Source organism: Bifidobacterium sp. WCA-178-WT-4B, from assembly GCF_009696495.1.
Lineage (GTDB): Bacteria > Actinomycetota > Actinomycetes > Actinomycetales > Bifidobacteriaceae > Bifidobacterium > Bifidobacterium infantis.
Genome location: NZ_VULV01000001.1, coordinates 25,204 through 44,059, shown reverse-complemented (window position 1 = coordinate 44,059; position 18,856 = coordinate 25,204). Strand labels below are relative to the sequence as shown.

Genomic DNA, 18,856 nt, shown 5'->3' with positions numbered 1-18,856 from the left:
CTCCCGTTGGCGGGAGCTGACTGGCAAAGCCAGACTGAGGGTGGTAAGTCCATGCCGTTTGTAGGCAACCCCCGGATAATACCTACTAGCCCAGCACTTTAGTGCTCTCGACTTTGGCTACATACCACTGGTTGAACCGCACCAGTGGCTTCCTGAGCAACAGCCCAAGCAACAGTAGCGGCGGCACGAATGCAAGCAGCATTCCGGCGGCCCGCCAGTAATCCATGTCGTAGATGCCGGCGATGGTCGCACGCATCATCGTCACCGCATGGGTGAGCGGCAAGAACGGACTGACTTTGGCGATGAAGTCGGGCAACATCTGCACCGGGTAGGCAGCGTTCGCACCCGAAATCTGCACGATGAGCATAAGCACGCCGATTGCCTTACCCACATTGCCGAAACTCACCACCATCGTATAGGTGAAGAACGAGAACACCAGCGAGGCCAGCCATCCAGACAACATAAACAGCAGCGGATGCACGGCCTGCACGCGCAGGAACAGCAGATCGCCGCCGAGCGACACCGTGGATTGCAGCAGCGCAATCAGCGCGAACACCCCGTAATGCCCGAAGAAGAGCCGATGCGGCCGCGGATCGCCCAAGGCTTTGCGCGTCCGGCGAGACACGGTGGTTTTCAGCGTCACTACCATCAGCAGCGCGCCCACCCACAGCGGCAGCAGCGTGTAGAACGGCGCCATCGACGAACCGAAATTCGCCACCGGGAATACGGCCTTGCGCCTGAGCTGCACCGGTGCGGCCAACGTACTGGCCAGCGTTTCGGGATCATTGCCCAGCACCTCTTTGACCATGCTCATATCGTCACTGTTTAGTGCGTCGCTCAGTGTGCTGTTGAACGAAGCCAGTTCGGCACCGGCGGAACGCAGTTTGCCGGACACCTTGTCCAACGTGGTGCGAGCGTCGCTGAGCATATCGCTGGCGTCGTCGGAAGTCCTTTTCAGGTCGCCGAGCGTGGAGTCCAACTGGGTGGCGCCGGAACTCAGTATGCCGGAGGCGTCAGAGACGGTGGACGACAGGGAGTCGATTTGCGGTTTCACCGTGGCCGTGAAATCCGACTTGATATTGGCGATACTGTTCTGCGCTTGATCGGCCAGATCCTTGACCTGCGCATGTTGATCCTGCGCGTCCTGATTACCTTGGCGAATATCGGTCGCCGCCGTATTCAGCGCTTGCCGCAGCCTGTTCTGCCGTGCGATCGAACGGTCAATCGCCGTGATGATGGATGAGTCGTTGCCCAGTATGCCGGCCAACGTGTTGCGAATTTCAGTGTATTTCTCCGTCTGCTTGCCAATGGCCGTGGCTTGACGGTCCAATTCGTCGGCGGCCGTGGTGGCACCATCATTCGCGTCGGAATACAGCTTGTCTATGGAATCGGACACCGCGCCGAAACTGGAGGCGCTCGCGTCCAGTGCGCTGCTCATCGCGTCAGCGGTGGTGCCCAGGGCTCCGACCACGTCGGTGACTCCCTGCTTGGCGCTGGCGAGATCCTTGCCTCCTTGTTTGGCGGCAGAGGAAACCTGAGTGATCAGCGAGTTCGAGGTGTCGAGCAAGGCGCCGGCCGTATCGGTCAATGCGCTGTATGTGCCAAGCAAATCCGCCGTATCGTCAAGCCGTGTGGCGAAATCGGCGATATTGGCGTTGAAGGTATTCAGTTGCTCTTTGGCTTCGGGCTTGGACAGCTGATCGGCCAGCGAAGACGCGATTTCCAGCCCTGCCGAAGTGATGGTCTTGGCGAACGTGGTGTTGATTTCCGCCGCCACCTCGTCCGTGCCCTCGTTGAGCAGATTCGGTGCCAGCGCGTTCTTCTTCTCGTTGCGGTAATAGGTCAGTTCGGCATGCTGCACATCGTCGGAGAAGAAGGTCATCATGTCTTTGCTGAACGACTTCGGAATTACGATGGCCGCGTAGTATTTGCCGGATCGTGCGCCCTCGACGGCATCGGCTTTGGACGTGATCGTCCAATCGAGCTGACTGTTGGCGCGCAGCGCGTTCACCACCTGATCGCCGACCGTGACTTTCATCGGGATCAGGTCGGAACGATACCCCTCATCCACATTCGCCACCGCGAATTTCAGGTTCTTCATATTCGAGAACGGGTCCCAGCATGCGGCCACGTTGAACCAGGTGAACAGGCCGGGAATCATCACCAAGCCGATCACGATGATGATGGAGACCACGTTGCTGGTCAGGCGTTTGATGTCGCCGGTAAACAGTTTCCACATGGTGTTCATCGTGCGTGCCTGCCTTCCTTGGTCGGCGGAATAGTGGGGATGATCGCGGTAACGGCGGCGCTCGGGTCCGCTTCTTCGTGGCGTTCGGCGGAGGTGTCGCGACGCTTGGCCTTATGCCCGTACAGCATGGCGCGGATCGACTCGTCGGAGAGGTTGCCGAGCTCTGTTTGGCGGCGGATGGAATCGCGCATGAATTCCACGACCATCAGGAAGCCCATGATGATGAGCACCCATGCCAGCCATGTGCCCATGACCACGATTTTCTCGCTGGTGGTCAGTGCAAACACGATAATGAGCGCGGCCGGCACCACAAATCCGGCGATAAGCGCACCCAGCAGCAGCCGGGGATACTGGTAGGCGAATTTGGCGGCCCGACGTTCGATGGCATGACGGTATTCGTCGCGGTCGGCCAGTGCCGCAATGGCCTGAGTGACACGGTATTCGCTGCCGGGCAGGTGCACCGGCTCGCCGATAATCATGTCGCTTTCCTTGATTTCCCGCGCGAACAGGCGGTTGAGATTGGCCAGTTTCGGCCGGGCGCCGAGGCCAAGCACAAAGGCCAGAACCGCGAAAACCAGCAATTTGCCGATATAGGCGAACCAGAGGCCGTCGTAGAAGCCGCCGATGGTTTCACGCATTGCGTCAATCGAATAGGTGAACGGCAGCAGCGGATAGATGGCGCGGAAGAACGCGGGCATCATTTCAATCGGGTACAGGCCGGAGGCGCCCGGCACCTGCAGAATGACCAGCGCCACGCACACGCCTTTGCCCACGTGCATGAACGTGGTGGAGAGGGCGAAAATCACCGACATATACACCAGTGAGGTGATGACGCAGGTGAGCAGAAACACCGGGGCGCTCGCGCATTGAATGCCGATGACAAGATCGCCGATGGCTGTGACCAGGCCTTGGACGGCGGCCAGCGTGGCCAGCAACAGGAAACGGCCGAGATAGCCTTGAGTTGGCGTGAGATCGTCGATGCCCTCGTCGTCGGTTTCGAGTTTGGGAATGACCACGAGCACGAACGCGCCCACCCACAAAGACAGGGTGGTGAACAGCGGTGCCATGCCGGAACCATAGGAGGCGACCGGGTAGACGGTCCGTTCGCTGATAACACTGGGGGAGAGCATGAAGTCGGCGATTGTGGCGGCATCCAGCTTGCCGTCGGTGTCGATCAGGGAGCTGAGTGAACTGGAGACGCTCAGGGTTTTGATGTCGGTGGCCAGCGTTTCGAGCTTGGTTTGCATGCCGGCCAGCGCCTTATCGGTGTCGCGTAGCGCGGTCACCGTGGTGGAGGCGGCTTTGTCGAGTTGATCGAGGGTGCTCTTCGACTGATCGATGAGTGAGCCTTGCGACGTGATGCCGGTCGACAGAGTGTTGGCGGTCGAGCTGAGGGTGTTGAGGCCGGTGTTGAGCTGAGGAATGGCGCCGGAGGTGATGGTGCCGCGAGCGGTATTGGCCTCGCGCACCGTGGTTTGGGTGGCGGTATTGAGATGCTGCGCCAATCCGGCGGTGTCTGTGGAGGCGTTGCCGATAGTGGTGTTCAGGCTATCGAGGTTGCCCAGTGCGCCGGCAAGCTCGCTATTGCGGCTTTCCAGTGTGGCAATGGCGGATTGCAGCGGTTCTCGATCGGCGTTCGGCAGCCCTTTGAGTTGGTCGATGATGTCGGCGTTCGCTTGGTTGATGTCTTCCGCCGTATTGATCAGTCCGTCTACCTGCTGATTGGCGGCGCTGATGGTTCCGGCTACCGTGCCCACGCTTTGGTTGGCCTGTGCTGCGGCTTGGCTCAGCAGGCTTGAGCCTTGGTCAAGCGCTTCGGACGTGGAGGTGACGAAGCCGTTCAGGCTGGTCTGGGTAGTGCCGATCAGGGTGGAGACGCCGGCCAGGCCTTCCGCGGTGTCGATGCCAAGTGTGCGCGCGTCGTCCAGCGCCTGACGTGCGGTGCGTGTCTGCTCTGGGGTATCGGTGAGTTTGGTGGTGAGCTTGGCGATGGTGCTGCGTGTGTGCTGCACATCGCCGGAGGCCTCGGCAAGGGCCGTGAGGGCCTTGGCTTTGGTGGTGTCTTCGGTGCTGATGACTTTGTCGCCAACCGTATTGATGACTTCGGTAAGTACTTTGGATACGGTGGAGACGAATGTGGAATTGACCGTGCGGTCCACAGTGGACGCGCCGACGTCGGTGACTTTGGGGGCGATGGCGCTGGCTTTTTCGTTGACGTAATACTCCAGAGTGGGCCGACTCTTGCCGCCGGTCACCACGCCGGCGAGATCGTTGGAAAAGTCTTTGGGGATGATGATGGCTGCGTATGCCTTGCCGGATTCCACCTGGTCCATGGCCTCGGCTTCGGTGACGAAGGTCCAGCCGAGCTGGTCGTTGCTTTTCATTTGCTTGACGATCTGATCGCCGAGGTTTTGCTTGCCGATGAGCGCGTTGTCGGTGCCGTCGTCATTGTTGGCGATGGCGACGGTGATGCCTTTGGTATTGCCGTACGGGTCCCAGAAGCCGACGATGTTGTACCACGAATACAGTGGTGGGATGAACACCATGCCGAACAGGATCACCCATGCGGCCGGCACCTTGAACAGGCGCAGGAAGTCGCGTTTGAGGACCTTGAAGATATTGCCCACTGATACCTCCGGAGCTTGGTGTTGCTTGGTTGCTACGTTTTCCGTAGCGATACGTTAATCGTAGCGCTACGGGTGTAGTAGCGTAATATGGCTGCCGGAGATCAATGGGGTGATTGATGATGTCTTTGGCGGAATAACGCCGCTGCCCAGCGGCTTATCGTGCGTCGCTGGGCATTGTGCCTAATTTTTGTGGCTGGGGTGCTGTGTGTGTTGGTGTGAGGCTGCCCTCCATGGGGCGGTAAAACCTTCATCGGGCGGTAAGTGGCCCATGGGGCGGTGAAATCCCCATGGGGCGGTGGCTTAAAATGGCTTTATTCCGCGGAATGCGGTTTTGGGCTAACCGCCCCATGGGGTAATTACCGCCTCATGAGAGAGCTACCGCCCCATGGATAAACCGTTGTATCAGCTTTCGATGGTGCCGGATTGGCCATCGATGGCCGACTGCTCGTTCTGGCTGGATGACTGGTCGGAGCTGGAGTTGCCGGAAGTGTCAGAACCTGTGACGGCCGTCCATCAAGTTCGGCAAAACTGCAATCGGGTGATAGTGTAAGGGGACGCTATGTGGGGAGGAAACCATGGTTGAATTCAAGGACGATGGCACGGCCACTACCCTTGGCAAGACGCGAGAGAACCGTGACGCCGAGTCCGCAGTCGTGGCCGATCTGGTGGCCGTCGAATTGGACGACGCCGGCTTGAACCTGAACGCCAAGCGATTACCGATTCTGGCGCGCATCTATGGCGCGGTCGTGCTGCTGGACGGACTTGCCACATTGCCGATTATGGTGATTTCCATCCTCTATGCCGTGCGCGAGATTCTGGATGGTCATGTGCACGTCGATGCGATGAGCCTGACCTTCATCCTGTCCGCGGTCCGCGCGGTGGTGTTGGTGGTCAGCGCCGTCTGCCTGATCGTGTTCGGCGTGATGCTGCTGCGCAACCATCGCCGGTATGCCGCGCGCTGGACCTACGTGCTGATGCCGCTGACGCTGGCGGATGGCATGCTGTCACTGGCGTTGACCGGCCTCGGCCCCAACCTGCTGATGCCGCTGGTCCAGATGATCATTCTCATCGTGATTTCGGTGACCGCCGACCCCTCCCTGAGCGAGGAACGGCGCCTGCAGCGCGCGCTCAAGCGCATGGACGATCGAGATGACTATGAGTCGGCGGTGGCGGCCGGCATGCTGGGACGCGACCAGTCCGGCAAAGGCTACATCGCACTGGACTTCTTCAACATCTTCTGGCTGTTCACCATCGCCTCGGTATTCGGTCTGATCATGGAGACGATCTATCACATGGCGTTGTACAACGGTGAACTTCAGGACCGTGCTGGCCTGCTGTGGGGACCGTTCTCGCCGATCTACGGCTGCGGCGCGGTGCTGGTGACCGTATGCCTGAACCGCCTGTGGAAAGCGAACCCGTTCCTGATCTTCTGCGCCTCGGCGGTGATCGGCGGCGCGTTCGAATACTGCACGAGCTGGTTCATGGAGGCGGCCTTCGGCATCACCGCGTGGGACTACACCGGCCGATGGCTGTCGATCGACGGGCGCACCTCGGGCCTGTTCATGTTCTTCTGGGGCCTGATCGGCGTGGCGTGGGTCAAATGGCTGCTGCCGCGACTGCTCGCCCTGATCAACCGCATTCCCTGGAAGGTGCGGTATTCGCTGACCGCTGTATGCGCGGTGCTGATGGTGATCGACATCGCCTTCACGCTGATGGCCTTGGACTGCTGGTACGGGCGCATGGCCGGCCAGCCGCAGGATTCGCCGGTTGCGGTGTGGTTCAGTGAACGGTATGGCGATGCGTACATGGCCAATCGTTTCCAGACCATGCACATCGACCCTTCCAAGGCCGGGCGTATGTGAATGGCAAGTAATTACGCTTCGCGGGCAGAAGGTGCGTAGAGCCTAAGACAGCCCTCGTGCGTGGGTGATAAGCGGGATACACTTTCAAGCGTTGAAGGAATGATTCCCTCCGCTGATGCGCTGTTTTGTGACGCGCGTGATGACGATGGGACAACCAAACGAAAGAAACGAAAGGCAAGGCACATGGCCGAAGCTACAGCAAACATTGGTGTGATCGGACTGGCCGCGATGGGCTCCAATCTGGCGCGTAATCTGGCGCACCATGGCAATACGGTGGCGTTGTTCAACCGTCACTACTCGCGTACCGAGAAGCTCATGAACGAGCATGGCGCCGAAGGCAACTTTGTGCCGGCCGAGACGCTCGAGGAATTCGCCGCGTCCCTGAAGCGTCCGCGTACCGCCATCATCATGGTCAAGGCCGGTGCCCCGACCGACGCGACCATCGCGCAGCTGGAAGAGGTGTTCGAACCGGGCGACATCATCGTCGACGGTGGCAACTCCTTCTTCAAAGACACCATCAAGCGTGAGAAGGAAGTACGTGCTAAGGGCTTCCACTTCGTGGGCTGCGGCGTGTCCGGCGGCGAGGAGGGCGCGCTCAACGGCCCGTCCCTGATGCCCGGCGGCACCGTGGAATCCTGGAAGACCCTGGGGCCGATTCTGGAATCCATCGCCGCCAAGGTGAACGGCGAACCGTGCGTGACCCACATCGGCACCGATGGTGCCGGCCACTTTGTCAAGATGGTGCATAACGGCATCGAATACGCCGACATGCAGGTGATCGGCGAGGCGTACGACATTCTTCGCCGTGGACTCGGCATGGACGCCGAAGAGATCGGCGACGTGTTCGCTGAATGGAACAAGGGCGACCTCGACTCCTACCTGATCGAGATCACCGCCCAGATCCTGCACCATAAGGACGCTGAAACCGACAAGCCGTTCGTGGACGTGGTCGTGGACCATGCCGGCATGAAGGGCACCGGCACCTGGACCGTGCAGACTGGTCTGGAATTTGGTTCTCCTGTGGCTGCCATCGGTGAAGCCGTGTTCGCTCGTGCACTGTCTTCGCACGGTGAGCTGCGTGAAGACGCTCAGAAGGAAGGTCTGGCTGGCCCGAACAAGACCATCGATCTGGCCGGAGAAGACAAGGCCGCGTTCGTCGATGACGTGCGCAAAGCCCTGTTCGCTTCCAAGGTCGTGGCCTATGCTCAGGGCCTGAACGAGATTCAGGACGGTGCCAAGGAATACGGCTGGGATATCAACCTGTCCGAAGTGGCCCGCATTTGGCGTGGCGGCTGCATTATTCGCGCCCAGTTCCTGCTCGACCGCATCACCGAGGCCTTCAAGGGCGATAACCCGCCGGCTTCCCTGCTGTTCGATCCGTACTTCGAGAAGATCATCGGCGAATCGCAGGATGCATGGCGTCGCGTGATTGTTCGCGCGGTGGAGGCCGGCATCCCGACCCCGGTGTTCTCCAGCTCCCTGGCTTACTACGATGGTCTGCGCTCCAAGCGTCTGCCCACCGCGCTGACCCAGTCCCAGCGTGATCTCTTCGGTGCCCACACATATGGCCGCGTAGACAAGCCCGGCGTGTTCCACACCCTCTGGGCCGAAGAGGGCAAGCCCGAGATCGAGGCGTAGCCTCGCGATCTCGGGCTTAGGGGAGCCCGGTGGGCTCCCCGGCCCTCTTCGGAGCGAGGCGGCTATGCCGCCGAGCCAACACTGAGCCTCGCCGCAGGCGAGTCCCTAATTGCAGGGGCCGGAGGCGAAGAGGGCAAGCCCGAGATCGAGGCGTAGCCATAGACGAATTAAGCCCCCTCATCAGAGGGGGCTTAATTCACTCACAACTCGGTGACAGTTTCTTCGGTGGAGAACCAGGTGAACTCGTCCACTCCGTTGGCGTAGGAGGACGGGTAATCCAAGTTGTTGGGCTGCTCGAAGACATGGGCCAGCGATTCGGCTTTGCCGGCACCGGCGGCGAAGAACCACGTATGGCGTGAACGTGCGATGAGCGGCGCGGTCAATGAAACACGCAGCGGCGGCATCTTGGGGGAGTGGTTCACCCCCACGGTGAGCCTATCGGTAACCTTGACCTCATCATGACCAGGGAACAGCGACGCATAGTGACCGTCCGGTCCCATGCCGAGAATCATCAGATCGATTACCGGTTCCGGACCAAGCTCACGGATGAGTTCGGCCCCATAATCGCGGGCGGCGGCGTCCAGCAATGCATCATTCGCGGCATCGGCGGCGGCGCGAACGGAATCGTCGGCGCTGTCGGCATCGGACATAACATCGGCGATCTCGTCGGCGGAACGAACGTCGGCCGCCATCTCATGGATATTTGATTCCGGCAGCTTGCCGTTGGCCACGAGCTGGTCAAGCAGCAGGCGACGGGCCTCCAAAGCATTGCGATCGGTGTCGTAAGCCGGCACGAAGCGTTCGTCGCTCCACCAGAAATGCACGCGCGACCAATCAATCGCATCAGCCAGCGGATCGCTCAGCACCAAGCCCAACGGCTGCGCGGCCGAACCGCCAGACAGCGCCACATCCACGCGCGTGCGGTGCGTGCCATCCGGCAGTCGCTCGGCGAGCAGGTCCAGCAGCACCAGCACGAATCGTTGCGCGCCAGCCTGAATCATCAGATCCTTGTTCGGATAGACGACGAGTTTACGAGTTGCCATAAGTGTTCCTTCACGAAAAAAAGACCCCCCTCAGTCAGCTTGCGCTGACAGCTCCCGCCAGCGGGAGCCAGTATGCTCCTCCCGCTGGCGGGAAGTGGCACGAAGTGCCGGAGGATGGCCAGATGAATATGCTCATCAGTGACGAATCAGATCCCATCCTTCGTTGATGACCTCGGCGTAGATCTCATCGGGATCGATACGACGCAGTTCCTCGGTCAGGCAATCCTCGATGGTGCGCATCGGCACGGATACTTCTTGCGGGGTCTGGCCGGGCATCGAGATCAGCGCTTGGTCCTCATACGGGCGTTCCAGCGAGATCACACCGTCCTCACGGGTCAGGTACACGCCGGTCACAGCCTCGGCATCGGGTACGAATTCGGTTTCGACTGGCACTCCGAGCTTGAGGTGCAGCCATGCGCACAGCAGTTCCATCGGCAGGAAGTCGGCCTTGCCGGTCACCTTCACGGCGGTGATGGGCAGGTGCGGCGGCTGGTCGAGCATCGAGGCAAGCATCGCGCGCCAGACGGTCAGTCTGGTCCACGACAAGTCGATGTCTTCCGGCGTCCAATTGCGGCGCAGACGTTCGATCGTGGCCTCAGGGTTGTTGGAATGCAACGCATCGGTGATGCGGCTTCGGGCCATCGCCCCCATCAGATCCTTGGCTGGGTTCGACGGCGGCGTGGTCGGCCACCACGCCACTACGGGCGCGTCCGGCACGAGCAGCGGGATGACCAGCGTATCCGGATGGTTGATCAGGCCGCCGCGCGGGCGCAGGATGATGATCTCTCCCGCGCCGGCGTCCGCGCCGAACCGCACCTGGGCGTTCAGGTTGGAGCCGCTCGGGTCGTTCGGCCCATCGGTCAGGTCGACGGCCGGATTGTCGCGATCCGTGCTCACCTCGGCGGCCGCTTCGGCCGCGTCCGGCTCGCCATCGGCGGACCGGGCGACGGGATCGGTGTCCGGCACCACGGCGATCACGCGGCACGGATGCTCGCGGCTGGCCGAATTCGCGATCTCCAGCGCATGCTCCAGATCGACGTCCTCGGTGGCGATCAGCAGCGTCAGTACGCGGCCGGTCGCCGATTCGCCGCGCTCCTCATGCAGTTGTTCGATCTTGTGCGCGATTTCGCGGGTGCGGGTATTCGGCATGTCGATGATCATGGCATCCTCCAATGGCGTCCGTCGCGTGCCAGCATGTCGTCGGCTTGGGTTGGGCCCCATGTGCCGGAGCGATAGGCTTGTGGCTGGCCGAGCGTGGACCAGAATCGTTCAATCGGGTCGAGGATCTCCCAGCTGAGGTTCACCTCTTCGGTGGTCGGGAACAGCGGCGGATCGCCGAGCAGCACGTCCAGAATCAGTCGTTCGTAGGCTTCCGGCGAGTTCTCGGTGAAGGAGCGACCATAGCTGAAGTCCATGTTCACGTCTCGGACCTCCATGGTGGAGCCGCCCGGCACCTTGGCGCCGAAACGCATGGTGACGCCTTCGTCGGGCTGAACGCGAATCACGATGGCGTTCTTGCCGAGTTCGCGCACGGCGGTCTGTTCGAACGGCAGGTGCGGGGCGCGTTTGAACATCACGGCGATCTCGGTGACACGCTTACCCAGACGCTTGCCGCAACGCAGGTAGAACGGCACGCCGGCCCATCGGCGGGTGTCGATGTCAAGACGGATGGCGGCATACGTCTCGGTGGTGCTTCGGGGGTCGATGCCCTTCTCCTCCAGATAGCCGACCACCTCATGCGATCCCTGCCATCCTCTGGCATACTGGCCGCGCGCGGTGTTGGCGGCAAGATCCTTGGGTAGACGCACGGCGGAAAGCACCTTGGTCTTCTCGGCGGTCAGATCCTTGGCGGTGAAGCTCACCGGCTCCTCCATGGCGGTCAGGGCCATGAGCTGAAGCAGGTGGTTCTGGATGACGTCGCGTGCGGCGCCGATGCCGTCGTAATAGCCGGCGCGGCCGCCGATGCCGATGTCCTCGGACATCGTGATCTGCACATGATCCACGTAGTTGGCGTTCCAGATCGGCTCGTACATGGCGTTGGCGAAGCGCAGGGCCAGCAGGTTCTGCACGGTCTCCTTGCCGAGGTAGTGGTCGATGCGGAACACGGAACTCGGGTCGAACACCTCGGACACCACGCTGTCGAGTTCCCTGGCGCTGGCCAGATCATGGCCGAACGGCTTCTCGATGATCACGCGACGCCACGCTCCCTCGGATGAGCGCGACAGGCCGGAGGCGGCCAGCTGCTTGGCGACCTGCGGGAAAGCCCGCGGCGGCACCGACATGTAGAAGGCATGGTTACCCTGCGTGCCGCGGTCGCGGTCAAGCTCCTGCACGGTGGCGCTCAGACGCTCGAAGGCCTCCGGGTCGTCGAATGTACCCTGCACGAAGCGGATTCCGGCGGCCAGATTGCGCCAAGTCGACTCCTTGAACGGCGTACGGCAATGCGCCTGGATAGCGGCCTTGACGAATTCGATGAACCGTTCCTGTGTCCAGTCGCGGCGGGCGAAGCCGGTCAGACCGAAGCTTGGCGGCAACAGACCGCGGTTGGCCAGGTCGTAGACGGCCGGCAGCAGTTTCTTCTGCGCCAAGTCACCCGTGACGCCGAAAATGACAAGGCTGCACGGGCCGGCGATGCGGGGCAGTCTGAGATCGCGCGAGTCGCGCAGTGGATTGCTCCAGTTGGGGGATTCACTCATATAGCCAAGGGTAGTCGTTCATGGCCGTGCATGGCCAGAGGGCGCGTGCGATGTGGGCGTGATATGGGCCATACGCGCGGACGGGCCGACGATCGTCGCGGCAAATCGCCGATTTGGTTTGTCGGATGAGCGCGTGTATCCTAGTAGAGTTGCCCCTCTAGCTCAACGGTTAGAGCAGCGTCCTTTTAAGTCGTGGGTTGTGGGTTCGAATCCCACGGGGGGCACCGAAAACCCTTGGAAACACTGAGTTCCAAGGGTTTTGTTTTACCCGGCGATATGGTTTCCAGACGCAATTAGACGCAATGACCGCACTACCTATGCCCTCCGTTGGGCTGTAGCCGTCAGGCAAAGACCTGTCTAACCGCTAGTATCGAAACCCTTGGCGGATTACATAATCGGAGGGATGGTTCGATGGCCACGGCATGGGGCGACGAGAGCGTTCGCAAGTCGAACGTGCCCGAGTCCATGTATCTCATGGGGGCGTGCGTCTGCGACCTCGACGAGGATTTCACCCGCTCTCGGCTCAATACCGTCAAACCCAGAAACGCAAGCAAGCTCCATTGGCGGGACATGCAGCCCAAGCTGCGATTCAAAGCCATCGACGCCATCTCCGGCCTCGGCTCACTCACGTCATCGTCGCGGCGATTCCCCTAGGCGATTGGAACACTGCCGAACGTGCGAGAAGGAAGTGCCTGGAAACCCTGCTACCGGTGCTGGAACGCGAGTATTCGGTTGATCGCCTCGTGCTGGAGCGGCGCGACAAGGCCCAGGACGCCAGGGACATCCGTTTCATCGACGCGTTGAGAAGCCGGCGCTTCATCGACTCCATCCGGGTCGATCTCGTGGCAGGTGCCGCCGACGCCAGGCTGTGGCTGCCCGACCAGCTGCTCGGCTCCTACGGCGACTGGCGGGCCGGCGAGCACTAATATGATGGATTCCTTGCCTCCGTGCGCACCATCGTTATCAGCGCCGGATGAACGTCTTTGAAAGGCGTTACACTGTAACCAAGCCAACCCCGCTGGGGAAATGGAAGTGAGAGCCGGACGCCCCGAGTATCTTGGGGGCCGGCTCTTGCGTTACTTGCCGCCGTTCGTTGCCTGTCTCCCGATTCAGCCCACGGGCGCGGCGAGCTTGCGGCGCATGTATTCGCTGCGGCTGATGTGGTAGCGCCTGGCCGTTTCGGTCAGCTCGTCGAGCGTGGACTTGGGCACGCGGATGCTGACGCTGATCATCTCCTCGTCCGGCTGGTCAAGATGCAGCCCATAGTGGACGCGCCCGGTCAGCCCGTCCGGCTCGGTCTCCGACTCGGCCATCCTCTCGTCACGCTCCACCTGCTCCTCGGTCATGCCGAACTTCGCCAGCAGTTCCCTGTCGCGTTCGCTGAAGTCGCTCATTGCTGCCTCCTCAGATGGTCGATTTCGTTCATGAACTTCTTGGTCGGCGGCCAATGGGAGCCGGCAGACCAAGCTCCAAGGGCATCGTCATGAGAGCGGGGCGCGTCGGTCGCGTCGCCTGCCGACCAGTCCGGCTCCTACCATGGTGTTCCATGTCATGCACCACGATCCTTGTCGGCAAAAACGCAAGCTACGACGGCTCCACCATCATCGCCCGCGACGACGATTCCGGTTCCGGCCGTTACGATCCCAAACGATTCATCGCAGTCGCCCCCGCCGATCAGCCGCGCCACTACCGCAGCGTGCTGAGCCATGTCGAAATCGACCTGCCGGACGATCCTTGCCGGTACACCATCGCCCCCAACGTTCTGAACAATCGTGGCATTCTGGCCGAAGCCGGAGCCAACGAACACAACGTGGCGATGAGCGCGACCGAAACCATCGCCGTCAACGAGCGCGTGCTCGGCGCGGATCCGATGGTCGAGCTCAAGCCGGCCCACGGCGAGCCCGGCGACGTCGATCATCGCGACGAACGGCCGGGCGGCATCGGCGAGGAAGACATCATCACCCTCGTGCTGCCATACGTCACCACCGCGCGCGAGGGCGTCATCCGCCTGGGCGAACTGCTCGAAACCTACGGCACGTACGAGTCGAACGGCGTGATCATCTCCGACGTGGACGAGATCTGGTACGTCGAGACCATCGGCGGGCATCATTGGATCGCCCGCCGGGTTCCCGACGACTGCTACGCCACGATCCCCAACCAGCTCGGCATCGACGATTTCGATCTCGCCGACGCGTTCGGCGAACGGCGCGAATACCTGTGCAGCGCCGATCTGCGTGAGTTCATGGCCGCGCATCATCTCGACCGCACCATGGACGCCGCGCCGGGCCATTTCAACCCGCGCAAGGCGTTCGGCACGGCGACGCCGAAGGATCACATCTACAACACGCCCCGCGCCTGGTACATGCAGCGCCATCTCAACCCCAGCGAGGATTGGGATTCGCCGGCCGCCCGCCACACGCCGGAGTCCGACGACATTCCCTGGTGTCGCGTGCCGGAAGCCAAGATAAGCCTTGAAGACATCGATTTCCTGCTGTCCTCGCATTTCGAAGGCACGCCATATGATCCGTACGGCACGGCAGGCACGGCGGAAAGCCGCCATCGTTACCGTCCGATTGGCGTCAACCGCACCGGGCATATGGTGGCGATTCAGGTGCACCCGTATGCGCCGGCCGTCAACCGCACGGTGATGTGGGTGTCGTTCGGTTCCGGCCCGTTCACCGCCGCGGCGCCGTTCTACGCGAACGTCAACGATACGCCCGCCTACCTGCGCGACACCACGCCGGAAGTCTCGACCGGCAACCTGTACTGGGCGAACCGTCTGATCGCCGCGCTCGCCGACGCGCATTTCTACGAAACCAGCAATGCGATCGAAGAATTTGCGGAATCGGCCCGCGCGTACGGCCATCGTCTGGTGGAACGTACCGATGCCGAATCGCGTGAGATGACCGCGCAAACGAGCGCGTCCGAATCGCAAGAGAGTGCAGGGGCCGCGGATATTACGGAAAACGCAAGCATTGCAATCGTCGCCAGACTGCAGCAGTCCAACGAGGAAATGGCGGAATACTTGCGCACTCACGTTACGAAACTGCTCAACGACGTGCTCTACACGTCCAGCAACCTCATGCACAACAGTTTCGCCATGTCCGACCGCTGGAACTGAGCATAAAGCCCCGAAATCCGGCAAACCCGTCCCAATGAGCCAGGTTTCCGCGCTCGTGGAGGTTCCGCATGAACGTAGGCTGCTGGAAGCGTCAGTGCTGCTTCCAACAGCCTCACGACTGCATCCTCACCCCCGTACGTCAGTTCTGCCATATATAAGGCAGATAGTGCCATTCGGACCGTCGATTGACCATCAAATCGTCGGAAATCGTGATCAGTTGAACCCGACGACGTGTTCCGCCACGAAATATCCCTTGCGAATCACGAAACGACCGATCGACCCGCGCAAATTCAGCGCACGAGACATGGCCTTCTTGCGCACATCCTCGTAAATAGTGGGGGAGTACGCCTTGATGTCATCCCACATATCCTTCTTCTTCTCATAATTTTCCGGATCGCGAGACAAAATCATGAACACGCTTGCCACGGAACTTTCAATCGCCAGGAAGTGGATCATATAACGGTACAGGCCGTCCGGCACCATGTCGCGTTCCGGGGTGGCACGCACCATGCACTGGTTGACGAGGCGTAGCTGGTCGACGCGGCGGATCATCACATCGGTCTGCACGCTTTGCCCGTCGCGCCCGATGAAATAGTGGTAGAACGGCGTATCCAAATATTTCATGGTCTTCACCCACGGGAACGGCTGGTACGCGTAAATGAAGTCCACGTAGAACGTGTGCTCCGGCAGTTGCATGCCGGACTCTCGCACCACGGCGGTGCGGTACGTCAGCGCGTGCATGAGAATGTATTCAGCCAAGCCGAAATGCCCAAGATCGTTCCAGGTCAGGCGCTCGCCGGCCTTCATGGCATGGCGGAAGTTCACCACATGCTTGTTGCGTTTGCCAACCTTGTCATACACATAATTGGTGACGAGCATGTCGATCGGCTCGGTGGAATCGGCCTCTTCGCGCAGCACGGTCATGACCTGTTCGAGCGATTCGGGGTCCACCCAATCGTCGGCGTCCACAACCTTCACATACATGCCGTTCGCCGCCGCGATGCCGGTGTTGACGGCCCCTCCGTGGCCCTTGTTCTCCTGGTGGATGGCGCGCACGATGCCTGGATAGCGGGCCTCGAATTTCTGTGCCATTTCCAGCGTGCCGTCTTTCGATCCGTCGTCGACGACCAGCACTTCAATGTCGTTGGTGTTCGTCGCCGAAAGCAGCGAGCTTACGCAGCGATCGAGATAGGATTCCATATTGTATGCGGGGATCACAAAGGTGAGCGTCTTTGCCGTGCGGGCCATGAAAGTCTTTCGTCCTCACATATTCAGTCGTTGCGTTCAGTTTCCTGTTCAAACCGTAGCACTTCGTCTCCCGGCCCGGCGGGGCGGTGTGCGGTCTGCGCCGCCGAACCAGTGTCTCGCGATTCCGAATCCTCGCCGGTACCCTGACCGGGATCCGTCCGGACTTCATTCGACCGGCCCTGGTCGGCGCCGTCGGAATCGGCCAGGCGTTTGGCCCGGCGCCTGGCCTCCTTGCGTGCCTTGGCACCTTCGAAGAGCAGTTGGGGTTTGGAGTCGAGCCGGCTCAGCCCATGCCATGCCAGATCCACGATATATGCGGCCAACTGCTCCTTGTTCACCTTCGGGCGGTCCGCCCAGTATTGGCCGGTGAACACGGTCATGCCCACCAGCATCTGCGCATAGTACGGCACGCCTTTGGTGGAGAGTTTCTGCCGTTTGAACGTTTCGGAAAGGATGTCTTCGACGCGCACGGCGATGTCTCCCAGCAGTGAGCTGAACGAGCCGGACGGTTCGGTGCTGGGCGAGTCGCGCGCCAGCACCTGGAATCCCTCGGCGTCCTCTTCGATATAGGTGAGCAGTGCGAGTGCGGTGCGTTCCACGATCTGGCGTGGGTGCACGGTCGGATCATCCAACGCGCTGGTGAGCGTGCCGGTCAACGCGCGCATCTCGCGGTCCACCACCACGGCGTACAGGCCCTCCTTGCCTCCGAAATGCTCGTAGACGATGGGTTTCGACACTTTTGCGGTGGCGGCGATCTCCTCCACGCTCACTGCTTCAAAACCCTTCGACGCGAACAGCGAACGACCGATTTCGATGAGCTGCTCGCGCCGCTGATACGACGTCATCCTGGATGTATTGGCCATGCTGTCCAGTTTTTCACGCCCCGTGGATAGCTCCCTGACCGTCCGCCCCCACGTATCGTCCGATTCTGGTGAATCGGACGTGTGTGTCATATTGACAATGCTTCATTGCGGCTTTAATATATTTAATAAATAATAAATTTTATTAAAGGGGGTGATGTGGACCGTCTACCAGAATGGTTGGCCAACCTTGCGGAGGAGGATTTGGCCTTCATCAAGAACTTCATGCTATCGTCAGGATCTCTGAAGCAAATGTCCCAGCTGTATCAAGTCTCCTACCCGACCATGAGGATCCGGCTTGACAGGCTTATCGAAAAAATACGATTGAACGACAACGAGACGGAGGATCCATTCATCCTCTTGGTGAAGAGTCTCGCCATTGACGATAGATACGACGTCGACACGGCTCGAATACTCATAGACGAGTACAGAAAGAGAAAGGATGAATCATGAGCTGGACATGGATCGCATTATTGATTGAGATCCTAGGCGTAATCGCCGTATTCGTTCTGGTCTTCCTCATCGCGAGGAGCCTGATTCGCTACGCAAATTCCCTAAAGAAAGGAGGCGGTCCTTCAAAGCAGGCAGCCGAAGACAAAAAAATCACTCTTCATGATTTATAAAAACGTTACCAGATATATCACCTATACGCATAGCTACAATGAGGTAAAAATGCATAGTTATAAGTATTCACTTCTAGGTGTCGTCGCAGCAGTTGCAATGTCACTTACCGCTATAGCGCCAGCCAGTGCTGAGCCTATTGAGTCGTCAAACCCTTCTTCCAATTCCATCACTTTGTCTGCGGAAGACAAAATGGAAATTTCCGATATTTTAACAAGTTATGGAGTTGATGAAGGGAAGGCACAATATCTTGTTTCGCGTTATGAGCACGGATATGCATGGGATTCTTTTACTCCGGGGAAGCAGCCAATAGCTGCTACTCAGAGAAAGACGCTTTATTCGGTTGAAACTGTTAAAACATACGAAGATGGTTCAATTGCAGTCTCAACGGTTCCCAATTTTGAGGCTCTTGCCGATGCTCCGCAAACGCGAGGCATTACTGGATGCCAGTATCGTCAATCTGGTTCAACTCGATATTGGAAGAATTGCGATGGGACGGTTAATCTTGCGGTTATTTCCATGGGATTCAATTTCAACTATCAGAATGTTAACCACTCAAATCCGAAAATAACACATTACGGGCCATATCATCATCACATCATTGGAGGTGCGCTCAGTAATTTCCGATTCGACCGGATATCGAATTCCCAAGTTCGGCTAAGTGCGGATCTTGATGTGGCTTTTAGGGGATTTCCCGCTGGATGGACTGCTTGGATGCAGGTCAACGTAACAGGAGACAATGCCTGGACTAGCAATAACTAGTTAGGTTTCATGCTGCTGGGATGTCATTTTGATTCGAGAACCGTGTTTCCAATTGTCGCATCGAGAGATGATTGAAGACACGGTTTTACGTGAGAGGTGTGGAAAATAACATGATGATGCGTTTCTTCGA

General features: G+C 59.8%; 16 protein-coding genes and 1 tRNA gene. 9 read left to right on the top strand and 8 right to left on the bottom strand.

Features of this window, described 5'->3' with window-relative positions; genetic code table 11:
- Positions 1-85 precede the first annotated feature (85 nt).
- Together FYJ31_RS00210 and FYJ31_RS00205 are read right to left on the bottom strand one after the other, a co-directional pair.
- On the bottom strand, positions 86-2,248 hold the full coding sequence (locus tag FYJ31_RS00210; RefSeq protein WP_154535677.1) for a YhgE/Pip domain-containing protein: 2,163 nt from the start codon (positions 2,246-2,248) through the stop codon (positions 86-88).
- Positions 2,245-4,875 (bottom strand): YhgE/Pip domain-containing protein, encoded by a 2,631-nt coding sequence (locus tag FYJ31_RS00205; protein ID WP_326831151.1) that lies wholly within the window; start codon positions 4,873-4,875, stop codon positions 2,245-2,247. Before FYJ31_RS00205 ends, FYJ31_RS00210 begins: the two co-directional genes overlap by 4 nt.
- A gap of 575 nt (positions 4,876-5,450) precedes the next feature.
- Here FYJ31_RS00205 and FYJ31_RS00200 point away from each other — a divergent pair.
- Positions 5,451-6,737: a putative ABC transporter permease gene (locus FYJ31_RS00200; RefSeq protein WP_154050238.1), complete on the top strand. Its 1,287-nt coding sequence runs from the start codon at positions 5,451-5,453 to the stop codon at positions 6,735-6,737.
- A gap of 183 nt (positions 6,738-6,920) precedes the next feature.
- On the top strand, positions 6,921-8,375 hold the full coding sequence (gndA, locus tag FYJ31_RS00195) for an NADP-dependent phosphogluconate dehydrogenase (protein WP_154535676.1): 1,455 nt from the start codon (positions 6,921-6,923) through the stop codon (positions 8,373-8,375).
- 200 nt (positions 8,376-8,575) lie between these two features.
- Here gndA and pgl read toward each other — a convergent pair whose 3' ends face one another.
- The 3 genes from pgl to zwf form a co-directional block, all read right to left on the bottom strand.
- Entirely contained in the window at positions 8,576-9,418 is an 843-nt protein-coding gene (gene pgl, locus FYJ31_RS00190) for a 6-phosphogluconolactonase (protein WP_154535675.1), read from the bottom strand.
- Between the two features lie 135 nt (positions 9,419-9,553).
- Complete coding sequence (locus FYJ31_RS00185) at positions 9,554-10,579, bottom strand: glucose-6-phosphate dehydrogenase assembly protein OpcA (RefSeq protein WP_144099133.1); 1,026 nt, start codon at positions 10,577-10,579, stop codon at positions 9,554-9,556.
- Positions 10,576-12,114 (bottom strand): glucose-6-phosphate dehydrogenase, encoded by a 1,539-nt coding sequence (gene zwf / locus FYJ31_RS00180; protein ID WP_154535674.1) that lies wholly within the window; start codon positions 12,112-12,114, stop codon positions 10,576-10,578. The genes FYJ31_RS00185 and zwf overlap by 4 nt, the downstream gene beginning before the upstream one ends.
- A 151-nt stretch (positions 12,115-12,265) precedes the next feature.
- Between zwf and FYJ31_RS00175 the strand changes: the two genes are divergently transcribed.
- The 3 genes from FYJ31_RS00175 (at position 12,266) to FYJ31_RS12605 (ending at position 13,040) form a co-directional block, all read left to right on the top strand.
- Positions 12,266-12,338 (top strand) — tRNA-Lys (locus tag FYJ31_RS00175).
- A gap of 187 nt (positions 12,339-12,525) precedes the next feature.
- Positions 12,526-12,768, top strand: a complete 243-nt coding sequence (locus tag FYJ31_RS12610; protein WP_229773792.1) for a hypothetical protein — start codon at positions 12,526-12,528, stop codon at positions 12,766-12,768.
- A gap of 56 nt (positions 12,769-12,824) precedes the next feature.
- On the top strand, positions 12,825-13,040 hold the full coding sequence (locus FYJ31_RS12605) for a hypothetical protein (protein WP_229773791.1): 216 nt from the start codon (positions 12,825-12,827) through the stop codon (positions 13,038-13,040).
- 183 nt (positions 13,041-13,223) lie between these two features.
- Here the strand turns inward: FYJ31_RS12605 and FYJ31_RS00165 are convergent, their stop codons facing one another.
- On the bottom strand, positions 13,224-13,508 hold the full coding sequence (locus FYJ31_RS00165; protein ID WP_154535673.1) for a ribbon-helix-helix protein, CopG family: 285 nt from the start codon (positions 13,506-13,508) through the stop codon (positions 13,224-13,226).
- 152 nt (positions 13,509-13,660) lie between these two features.
- Between FYJ31_RS00165 and FYJ31_RS00160 the strand changes: the two genes are divergently transcribed.
- Entirely contained in the window at positions 13,661-15,235 is a 1,575-nt protein-coding gene (locus FYJ31_RS00160) for a C69 family dipeptidase (RefSeq protein ID WP_154535672.1), read from the top strand.
- Between the two features lie 213 nt (positions 15,236-15,448).
- On the opposite strand, the gene FYJ31_RS00155 is transcribed toward FYJ31_RS00160, so the two are convergent.
- Both FYJ31_RS00155 and FYJ31_RS00150 read right to left on the bottom strand, forming a co-directional pair.
- Positions 15,449-16,483, bottom strand: a complete 1,035-nt coding sequence (locus FYJ31_RS00155) for a glycosyltransferase family 2 protein (protein ID WP_154535671.1) — start codon at positions 16,481-16,483, stop codon at positions 15,449-15,451.
- A gap of 23 nt (positions 16,484-16,506) precedes the next feature.
- Complete coding sequence (locus FYJ31_RS00150) at positions 16,507-17,328, bottom strand: TetR/AcrR family transcriptional regulator (RefSeq protein ID WP_186278016.1); 822 nt, start codon at positions 17,326-17,328, stop codon at positions 16,507-16,509.
- 174 nt (positions 17,329-17,502) lie between these two features.
- Here FYJ31_RS00150 and FYJ31_RS00145 point away from each other — a divergent pair, with 174 nt between their 5' ends.
- Genes FYJ31_RS00145 through FYJ31_RS00135 form a run of 3 tightly spaced genes read left to right on the top strand, consistent with a single transcriptional unit; the run spans position 17,503 to position 18,726 of the window.
- Positions 17,503-17,796 carry a DUF2089 family protein gene (locus FYJ31_RS00145; RefSeq protein ID WP_065435774.1) on the top strand — a complete coding sequence of 98 codons (294 nt, stop codon included), beginning with the start codon at positions 17,503-17,505 and terminating at the stop codon, positions 17,794-17,796.
- A complete protein-coding gene (locus FYJ31_RS00140; RefSeq protein ID WP_151918497.1) occupies positions 17,793-17,966 on the top strand; it encodes a hypothetical protein in 174 nt (57 codons plus the stop codon). Before FYJ31_RS00145 ends, FYJ31_RS00140 begins: the two co-directional genes overlap by 4 nt.
- Positions 17,956-18,726 (top strand): hypothetical protein, encoded by a 771-nt coding sequence (locus tag FYJ31_RS00135; RefSeq protein WP_229773790.1) that lies wholly within the window; start codon positions 17,956-17,958, stop codon positions 18,724-18,726. Before FYJ31_RS00140 ends, FYJ31_RS00135 begins: the two co-directional genes overlap by 11 nt.
- Positions 18,727-18,856: the final 130 nt, after the last annotated feature.

Excerpts from the sequence above, each read along its gene's own strand:
- FYJ31_RS00155 (WP_154535671.1), bottom strand. The coding sequence starts at position 16,483 with ATGGCCCGCACGGCAAAGACGCTCACCTTTGTGATCCCCGCATACAAT.
- FYJ31_RS00185 (WP_144099133.1), bottom strand. The coding sequence starts at position 10,579 with ATGATCATCGACATGCCGAATACCCGCACCCGCGAAATCGCGCACAAG.
- FYJ31_RS00135 (WP_229773790.1), top strand. The coding sequence starts at position 17,956 with ATGATTTATAAAAACGTTACCAGATATATCACCTATACGCATAGCTAC.
- FYJ31_RS12610 (WP_229773792.1), top strand. The coding sequence starts at position 12,526 with ATGGCCACGGCATGGGGCGACGAGAGCGTTCGCAAGTCGAACGTGCCC.
- FYJ31_RS00200 (WP_154050238.1), top strand. The coding sequence starts at position 5,451 with ATGGTTGAATTCAAGGACGATGGCACGGCCACTACCCTTGGCAAGACG.
- FYJ31_RS00165 (WP_154535673.1), bottom strand. The coding sequence starts at position 13,508 with ATGAGCGACTTCAGCGAACGCGACAGGGAACTGCTGGCGAAGTTCGGC.
- gndA (WP_154535676.1), top strand. The coding sequence starts at position 6,921 with ATGGCCGAAGCTACAGCAAACATTGGTGTGATCGGACTGGCCGCGATG.
- FYJ31_RS00160 (WP_154535672.1), top strand. The coding sequence starts at position 13,661 with ATGTCATGCACCACGATCCTTGTCGGCAAAAACGCAAGCTACGACGGC.
- FYJ31_RS00210 (WP_154535677.1), bottom strand. The coding sequence starts at position 2,248 with ATGAACACCATGTGGAAACTGTTTACCGGCGACATCAAACGCCTGACC.
- pgl (WP_154535675.1), bottom strand. The coding sequence starts at position 9,418 with ATGGCAACTCGTAAACTCGTCGTCTATCCGAACAAGGATCTGATGATT.
- FYJ31_RS00150 (WP_186278016.1), bottom strand. The coding sequence starts at position 17,328 with ATGACGTCGTATCAGCGGCGCGAGCAGCTCATCGAAATCGGTCGTTCG.
- zwf (WP_154535674.1), bottom strand. The coding sequence starts at position 12,114 with ATGAGTGAATCCCCCAACTGGAGCAATCCACTGCGCGACTCGCGCGAT.
- FYJ31_RS00140 (WP_151918497.1), top strand. The coding sequence starts at position 17,793 with ATGAGCTGGACATGGATCGCATTATTGATTGAGATCCTAGGCGTAATC.